Here is an 8,465-nt window from a genome sequence, read left to right on the forward strand (position 1 = left end):
GCGTCGTGCCATGCAATATTTATGTCGACTGTCACACCGCATTCGCGAGCAAGCCCGCTCCCACAGGGGAACATGATCAGGCATTAAATCGTGGGCACAAAAAAACCGGCTAACAAGCCGGTTTTTTCATTTCAACACCGCAGAATCAAGCGTTCTGCAAGCCGTCGAGGTAACGCTCGGCATCCAGTGCAGCCATGCAGCCGGCGCCGGCCGAGGTGATGGCCTGACGGTAGACGTGGTCGGCCACGTCGCCGGCGGCGAAGATGCCTTCCAGATTGGTGGCGGTGGCGTTGCCGTCACGGCCGCCGTGCACGACCAGGTAGCCGTCTTTCAGAGTCAGCTGGCCTTCGAACAGCGAAGTGTTCGGGGTGTGGCCGATGGCGATGAACACGCCGTCGACTTTCACTTCGTCGAAGCTGCCGTCGTTGTTCTTCAGGCGAGCACCGGTCACGCCCATGTTGTCGCCCAGGACTTCGTCCAGGTTCGAGTTCAGCTTCAGGATGATCTTGCCTTCAGCCACGCGAGCGTTGAGCTTGTCGATCAGGATCTTCTCGGCGCGGAAGGTATCGCGACGGTGGATCAGGGTCACGGTGCTGGCGATGTTGGCCAGGTACAGAGCTTCTTCAACCGCGGTGTTGCCGCCACCAACAACAGCCACTGGCTTGTTGCGGTAGAAGAAACCGTCGCAGGTCGCGCAGGCCGAAACGCCCTTGCCCATGAACGCTTCTTCGGACGGCAGGCCCAGGTAACGAGCGCTGGCGCCGGTGGCGATGATCAGGGCATCGCAGGTATAGGTCGCGCTGTCGCCGGTCAGGGTGTAAGGCTTGGCAGCGAAGTCCACGGCGTTGATGTGATCGAAAACGATCTCGGTCTCAAAACGCTCGGCGTGCTCGCGCATACGCTCCATCAGCGCCGGGCCGGTCAGGCCGTGGACGTCGCCCGGCCAGTTGTCGACTTCGGTGGTGGTGGTCAGTTGACCGCCGGCCTGCATGCCGGTGATCAAAAGTGGCTTGAGGTTGGCGCGGGCGGCATAGACCGCGGCGCTGTAACCGGCAGGGCCGGAACCAAGAATAATCACTCGCGAATGACGGACTTCAGACATGACCTGCTCCTGTTGACCGGCCCGGAACATCTGGCGCGGTACGCCGGTTTGCCGGCGAGAATAAAAAAGGACCGTTGTAAGCACTTGGGGAAGGCTTCGGTTCCACAGCCCTGTAAAAGAATGGCTGCAGCGTATCGAGAGGGCGAAGATTAAGGAAATACGGTTTAACAATCCAGCTCATAGGTGGTCTCTATCCCGACACAGTGTGTATTCGGACGCCTTTGTTACAGTTAATGTCGATACCGCCACCGCGCTTTCGCGCCTGTCGCAAAGCCGGTAAGGTCGGCGCGATTTCCTTGCTCGGAGCACGTTATGCCCGCCCCTGTACTGTCAGGCCCGCAATACCTGCGCGAAGGCCTCAATCTGGTATTGAGCCCCAGCCTGCGTTTATTCGTGTTGTTGCCCCTGGCAATCAACTTGGTGCTGTTCGTCGGATTGATATATCTGGCCGGCCACCAATTCAGCCTGTGGGTCGATACGCTGATGCCGTCGCTGCCCGACTGGCTAAGTTTCCTCAGCTACATCCTGTGGCCCTTGTTCGTGGTGCTGGTGCTGCTGATGGTGTTTTTCACCTTCACCATGCTCGCCAACGTCATCGCCGCGCCGTTCAACGGCTTCCTCGCGGAAAAGGTCGAAGTGGTGGTGCGCGGCACCGACGACTTTCCGGCTTTCAGCTGGGGCGAACTGATCGCCATGATCCCGCGCACCTTCGCCCGTGAGATGCGCAAGCTCGGTTACTTCCTGCCCCGGGCGATCGGCCTGTTCATCCTCTCGTTCATTCCCGTGGTCAACATCATCGCCGCGCCGCTCTGGTTGCTGTTCGGGGTGTGGATGATGGCCATCCAATATATCGACTACCCGGCGGACAACCACAAGCTGGGCTGGAACGAGATGCTCGCCTGGCTGCGTCAGAAGCGCTGGCAGAGCATGAGCTTCGGCGGCATCGTCTATCTGGTGCTGCTGATCCCGGTGGTCAACATTCTGATGATGCCGGCGGCGGTGGCCGGTGCGACCCTGTTCTGGGTCCGTGAACGCGGTGCCGAGAACCTGGTGAGCGAACGCTGATCCGGTCATAAATCCATCATCTGAACGTCACAACGTCGACATGGCCTCAGCCGACACTGATGCCATGACGACAGCTCTGCATATCACTCTGATCACCGAAACCTTCCCTCCCGAAATCAACGGTGTGGCCAATACCCTTGGCCGCTTGTGCGAAGGTTTGCGCGCGCGCGGGCATCAGGTTGAACTGGTGCGACCGCGTCAGGGTTGCGATCAGTCGGCGGGCAGCGACGATGAATTGCTGCTGTGCCGGGGCTGGCCGCTGCCGGGTTATCCGGGCCTGCAATGGGGTCAGTCGTCGATGCACAAACTGCTGCGGCGCTGGAAGCGGCATCGCCCGGATGTGTTGTACATCGCCACGGAAGGCCCGCTCGGCTTGTCGGCCCTGCGCGCGGCGCGACGCCTGGGGATTTCGGTGGTCAGCGGTTTTCACACCAACTTCCAGCAGTACTCCAGTCAGTATGGCCTCGGTTTGCTGACGCGCCTGCTGACCCACTATCTGCGCTGGTTCCACAACCGCTCCAACCTGACCCTGGTGCCCAGCGTCAGCCAGCGCATGGAGCTGGAGCGCCGGCAGTTCGAACGCCTGGCACTGCTGTCCCGTGGCGTCGACAGCCAGCTGTTTCACCCGGCCAAACGCCTGGACGCGCTGCGTGCGCAGTGGGGCCTGGGCGAGAAGGACATTGCCGTCATGCATGTCGGGCGCCTGGCACCGGAGAAAAACCTCGGCCTGCTCAAGCGCTGCTTCGAAGCTCTCAAGGCGAGTTATCCACAGCGCACCCTGAAGCTGATCATTGTGGGTGATGGACCGCAACGTCTGCAGATGGAAAGCGAAATGCCCGAGGCGATTTTCTGCGGCGCACAACGGGGTGAAGCCCTGGCCAGCCACTATGCGTCGGGGGATGTGTTCGTGTTTCCAAGCCTGACCGAGACGTTCGGCAATGTCGTGCTCGAGGCGCTGGCTTCCGGGCTCGGTGTGGTCGCTTACGATCAGGCTGCGGCGGCGCAACATATTCGTCATGGCTACAACGGCGTGCTGGCGATGCCTGGGGATGAAGAGGCGTTCTGCGATGCGGCGGTGTGGATGCTGGAGCAGGACGAGACCTTGCGCTGCATGCGCTTGAATGCGCGACAGCATGCGAGTCGCCAGGGATGGGCGGCGATTGTCGAGCAGTTCGAGGGGCAGTTGCGGGGGGCTTGTTTGGGGGAATTGGTGGTGCCGAATGCGCCGACCTTGCCTTGATTTTTTTTGACCTTAAGTCCGTCATCGCGGGCAAGCCCGCTCCCACAGGTTCAGGTCGCGCCCACCTACTCACCTGTTTAACGAGATCCCGCGTGCCCGACGCCATTCTGCGCCTTGCCCTGCCCTCGCCGCTGCGCCGCCTGTTCGACTACCGCGCCCCGGCCGGGATCCTGCGCGCGCAATTGCAGCCCGGCATGCGCCTGCGGGTGCCGTTCGGTCGGCGCGAGATGATCGGGATTCTGGTGGAAGTGGCCGAGACCAGCGAAGTCCCGGCAGAAAAGCTAAAACCCGCCATCGCGCTGCTCGACGCCACGCCGCCGCTGCCGCCCGCGTTGTTCAAGCTGTGCCTGTGGACCGCCCAGTATTATCAGCACAGCCTCGGCGACACCCTGAGTTGGGCACTGCCGGTGTTGCTGCGTCAGGGCGAACTGGCCGAAGCGCGCCAGGAACGCTTCTGGTCCGTTGCCCCCGGCGCAAGCCTCGACGATCCGCGCATCGCCCGCGCCCCTCGTCAGCGCGAGGCCCTGGCCACCTTGGCCCAGCACCCCCATGGCGTCGCCCACCAACTGCTGAGCAAGCTGATGCTGAGCAAGGACAGCCTAGATCTGCTGCTGGCCAAGGATCTGGTGCAGGTCGAAATCCGCCGCCACGCGCCTGGCGCCCGCCACGAGCACTGGCTGGCTCAGCCGGAGCTGCCGCTCAACGCCGAACAAAGCGCCGCCTGCGAAGCGATTCGCGCCGGGTTCGACAGTTATCACGCATTCTTGCTTGCTGGGGTGACCGGCAGCGGCAAGACCGAAGTGTATTTACAGCTGATCCGCGAAACCCTGGAAGCCGGCAAACAGGCCCTGGTGCTGATCCCGGAGATCAACCTCGGTCCGCAGACCCTGGCGCGCTTCGAACAACGCTTCAATGCGCGCATCGCATTGCTTCACTCGGCGGTCAACGACCGTGAACGGCTCGACGCCTGGCTCGCGGCCCGGGACGGCGAGGCCGACATCATTATCGGCACCCGTTCGGCGCTGTTCACGCCGATGAAAAATCCCGGGCTGATCATTATCGACGAAGAGCACGACGGCTCTTATAAACAGCAGGAAGGCCTGCGCTATCACGCCCGGGACTTGGCACTGGTGCGCGCCCGGCAGGAAAACATTCCGATTGTCCTGGGTTCGGCCACGCCTTCGCTGGAAAGCCTGCACAACGCCTATACCGGCCGTTACGGCCTGCTGCGACTGAACGAACGTGCCGGCGGCGCGAAACAGCCACGCTTCCTGCGCCTGGACGTGAAAAGCCGACCGCTGGACAGCGGTATTTCCGGACCGATGCAACAAGCCATCGGCCAGACCCTGGCAGCGGGCCAGCAAGTGCTGGTGTTCCTCAACCGCCGAGGCTTCGCGCCTACGCTGCTTTGCCACGACTGCGGCTGGATGTCCGAATGCCAGCGCTGCGACGCGCGCATGACCGTGCACCAGCGTTATGGCGAGCTGCGCTGTCACCATTGCGGCTACGTCGAACGCACGCCGCGTCAGTGCCCGAAATGCAACAAAGTCGACTTGCGCCCTGTTGGCGCCGGCACCGAGCGGGCGGAAGAGCGTTTAGCGATCCTGTTCCCGGACTACCCGGTATTGCGGGTCGACCGCGACAGCACATCGCGCAAGGACGCGATGAATCAGCTGTTCGCGACCATCCAGAAAGGCCAGCCGTGCATTCTGGTGGGCACGCAGATGCTCGCCAAAGGGCACCATTTTCCGCGGGTCACCCTGGTGTCGATTCTCGATGCCGACGGCGGCCTGTTTTCCGGCGACTTCCGCGCCAGCGAGCGCATGGCGCAACTGATCGTCCAGGTCGCCGGGCGTGCCGGCCGGGCGGAGGAACCGGGCCGGGTGATCATCCAGACGCACCTGGCGGACCATCCTTTGTTGGTGCAATTGACCGAACAGGGTTACTTCGCCTTTGCCGAGCAGGCCCTGAGCGAGCGCCGCGCGGCGGGGTTGCCGCCGTTTGCGCACTTGGCATTGCTGAGGGCCGAAGCGCACAAGCCGGGTCAGGCGGAAGGCTTTCTGGATGAGGCGTGCAGCGAGGCTGAGCGGTTGCTGGTTGAGCAGAATTTGACCGGCATCGAACTGCTGGGACCGGTGCCGGCTCCGATGGAGCGTCGGGCCGGGCGGTTCCGTGCGCAGTTGCTGCTGCAGGCCACGGCTCGGGCGCCGTTGCACCGGTTGCTGGCCAACTGGTTGCTGGTGCTGGAGCAGATGCCGAGCGGGCGGGCGGTGCGTTGGTCGCTGGATGTCGATCCGGTCGATTTGTATTGATTTTGCGGTAGTCATCGCGAGCAGGCTCGCTCCCACAGAGTATTTGTGCACGCCGCTCCATTGTGGGAGCGGGCTTGCTCGCGATGGCGGGCTATTTTTCGCCACACATCCACAACCTGCCTGCTAAGGTTGGCAAGCCCGGCTTCGCCACGGATAATGCCCAGTTTTTCCACCAGCGCACGATGCGCCGCCGCGCCTGCGGTCGAAAGAGAAGACCATGAAAGACACCATTCGCCAGCTGATCCAACAAGCCATCACCCAACTCGTCAACGAAGGTGTGTTGCCTGAAGGCCTGTCGCCGGCGATCCAGGTGGAAAACTCGCGCGACAAGAAGAACGGCGACTTCGCCAGCAACATCGCCATGATGCTGGCCAAACCGGCCGGCATGAAGCCGCGCGATCTGGCGGAAAAGATCATCGCCGCCCTGCCGGCTGACGAAAACGTCTCCAAGGCCGAGATCGCCGGCCCGGGCTTCCTCAACTTCTTCCAGAACACTCAGGCCCTGGCTTCGCGCCTGGACGCCGCGCTGGCCGATGCAAATGTCGGCGTGCGCAAGGCAGGCCCAGCCCAGCGCACCGTGGTTGACCTGTCCGCGCCGAACCTGGCCAAAGAGATGCACGTCGGCCACTTGCGCTCGACCATCATCGGCGACGGCGTGGCCCGCGTTCTCGAATTCCTCGGCGACGAAGTTATCCGTCAGAACCACGTTGGCGACTGGGGCACCCAGTTCGGCATGCTGATGGCCTATCTGCAGGAAAACCCGATCACCAGCGACGAGCTGTCGGACCTGGAGAACTTCTACCGCGCGGCCAAACAGCGTTTCGACGAATCCGAAGAATTCGCCGACCGCGCTCGCGGCCTGGTGGTCAAGCTGCAAGCTGGCGACGCCGACTGCCTGGCGCTGTGGACCAAGTTCAAGGACATCTCGCTGTCCCACTGCCAGAAAATCTACGAACTGCTGAACGTCAAACTGACCATGGCCGACGTGATGGGCGAAAGTGCCTACAACGACGACCTGATCAACGTGGTCAACGACCTCAAGGCCGCCGGGATGCTGGTGGAAAGCAACGGCGCCCAGTGCGTATTCCTCGACGAGTTCAAGAACGCCGACGGCGATCCGCTGCCGGTGATCATCGTCAAGGCCGACGGCGGCTACCTCTACGCCACCACCGACCTCGCCGCCGTGCGCTACCGCAGTGGCAAGCTCAAGGCCGATCGCGCCCTGTACTTCGTCGACCAGCGCCAAGCCCTGCACTTCCAGCAAGTTTTCGCCGTGGCCCGCAAAGCCGGCTTCGTGACCCATCCGATGGAAATGGAACACATGGGCTTCGGCACTATGAACGGCGCCGATGGCCGTCCGTTCAAGACCCGTGATGGCGGCACCGTGAAGCTGATCGACCTGCTGACCGAAGCCCAGGAACGCGCTTACACCCTGGTGAAAGAGAAGAATCCGGAACTGGCCGAAGCCGACCTGCGCAACATCGCCAAGGTGGTGGGCATCGGCGCGGTGAAATACGCCGACCTGTCCAAGCACCGCACCAGCGACTACAGCTTCAACTTCGACCTGATGCTGAACTTCGAAGGCAACACCGCGCCGTACCTGCTGTACGCCTACACCCGCGTGGCCGGTGTGTTCCGCAAGCTGGGCAAGGATTTCAGCGAAGTCGAAGGCCAGATCGTTCTCGAAGCTGCGCACGAACTGGAACTGGCGGCGAAACTGGCGCAATTCGGCGAAGTGCTGAACAACGTGTCCGAGAAAGGCACGCCGCACATTCTCTGCACCTACCTGTACGACGTTGCGGGCCTGTTCTCCAGCTTCTACGAGAACTGCCCGATCCTCGCCGCCGAGACCCCGGAACAAATGCAGAGCCGCCTGCGCCTCGCCGCGCTGACCGGCCGTACCCTCAAGCAAGGCCTGGAGCTGCTGGGTCTGGAAACTCTGGAGCGCATGTAAGTTGGCTGCCAAGAAAAAACCCGCACCCAAACGTGGCGCCAGCCGTTACCAAGCTCCAGCGAAGCAACCGATACCGGGTTGGCTGTGGATGGCCATCGGCCTGACAGTCGGTGCCTTCATCGTATTCCTGATGAAACTGGAACCAGGCAAGGGCAGCGACACGGTCAAGCGCGAGAAGGTCGAGCAGCAACAGAAAGCCACCAAGATCGCCGAGGCCAACAAGACCCCGCCGAGCCCGACGCAGCCGGTGAAGCCGAAGTACGACTTCTATACGCTGCTGCCGGAATCGGAGGTGATCGTGCCGCCGGATGCGGTGCCGGAGAAAACCCTGCCGACGCCACAGGTACCGGCCGTTCCGACCACGCCTGTGACCCCGGCCGAAGCGGCGAAGATCGATACGGCTCGCGCTCAGGCTGCCCTGGCCGGCATCACCCCGCCGCCAGCACCGCCTGTCGCCAAGGCCGCGCCGGTGACCAAGTTCTTCCTGCAGGCCGGTTCGTTCCGCAAGGAAACCGACGCCGACAAGGTCCGTGCGCAGATCATCCTGCTCGGCCAGGCGGTGGCGGTGGAATCCGGCACGGTCAAGGACGAGACCTGGTATCGGGTGTTGGTCGGGCCGTTCAGCAACCGTGAGCAGCTGACCACGGCGCAGAAACAACTGGCGGGTGCCGGTTTCAGCAACCTGTTGTTACAACAACGCCAGAGCCGCTGACCCCAACCGAAATACCTGTGGCGAGGGGGCTTGCCCCCGCTGGACTGCGCAGCAGTCCCATCTTTTTGGGGCCGCTTCGC

6 protein-coding genes are annotated in these 8,465 nt (G+C 62.6%); 5 read left to right on the forward strand and 1 reads right to left on the reverse strand.

Features of this window, described 5'->3' with window-relative positions; all coding sequences use genetic code 11:
* Positions 1–145: 145 nt before the first annotated feature.
* Positions 146–1,102, reverse strand: a complete 957-nt coding sequence (trxB, locus tag ACW9JE_RS26055) for a thioredoxin-disulfide reductase (protein ID WP_175375966.1) — start codon at positions 1,100–1,102, stop codon at positions 146–148.
* Positions 1,103–1,414: 312 nt separating this feature from the next.
* Here trxB and cysZ point away from each other — a divergent pair, with 312 nt between their 5' ends.
* The 5 genes from cysZ (at position 1,415) to ACW9JE_RS26080 (ending at position 8,385) form a co-directional block, all read left to right on the forward strand.
* On the forward strand, positions 1,415–2,167 hold the full coding sequence (cysZ, locus tag ACW9JE_RS26060) for a sulfate transporter CysZ (protein WP_457434366.1): 753 nt from the start codon (positions 1,415–1,417) through the stop codon (positions 2,165–2,167).
* A gap of 40 nt (positions 2,168–2,207) precedes the next feature.
* Positions 2,208–3,407 (forward strand): glycosyltransferase family 4 protein, encoded by a 1,200-nt coding sequence (locus ACW9JE_RS26065; RefSeq protein WP_457434367.1) that lies wholly within the window; start codon positions 2,208–2,210, stop codon positions 3,405–3,407.
* 92 nt (positions 3,408–3,499) lie between these two features.
* Positions 3,500–5,719 (forward strand): primosomal protein N', encoded by a 2,220-nt coding sequence (locus ACW9JE_RS26070; RefSeq protein WP_457434368.1) that lies wholly within the window; start codon positions 3,500–3,502, stop codon positions 5,717–5,719.
* 217 nt (positions 5,720–5,936) lie between these two features.
* On the forward strand, positions 5,937–7,673 hold the full coding sequence (gene argS, locus ACW9JE_RS26075) for an arginine--tRNA ligase (protein WP_224541742.1): 1,737 nt from the start codon (positions 5,937–5,939) through the stop codon (positions 7,671–7,673).
* A 1-nt stretch (position 7,674) separates the two neighbouring features.
* Complete coding sequence (locus ACW9JE_RS26080) at positions 7,675–8,385, forward strand: SPOR domain-containing protein (RefSeq protein ID WP_224541740.1); 711 nt, start codon at positions 7,675–7,677, stop codon at positions 8,383–8,385.
* The last annotated feature ends 80 nt before the right edge of the window (positions 8,386–8,465 follow it).

This window comes from Pseudomonas sp. SDO55104_S430 (genome assembly GCF_054070595.1).

Excerpts from the sequence above, each read along its gene's own strand:
- ACW9JE_RS26065 (WP_457434367.1), top strand. The coding sequence starts at position 2,208 with ATGGCCTCAGCCGACACTGATGCCATGACGACAGCTCTGCATATCACT.
- argS (WP_224541742.1), top strand. The coding sequence starts at position 5,937 with ATGAAAGACACCATTCGCCAGCTGATCCAACAAGCCATCACCCAACTC.
- cysZ (WP_457434366.1), top strand. The coding sequence starts at position 1,415 with ATGCCCGCCCCTGTACTGTCAGGCCCGCAATACCTGCGCGAAGGCCTC.
- trxB (WP_175375966.1), bottom strand. The coding sequence starts at position 1,102 with ATGTCTGAAGTCCGTCATTCGCGAGTGATTATTCTTGGTTCCGGCCCT.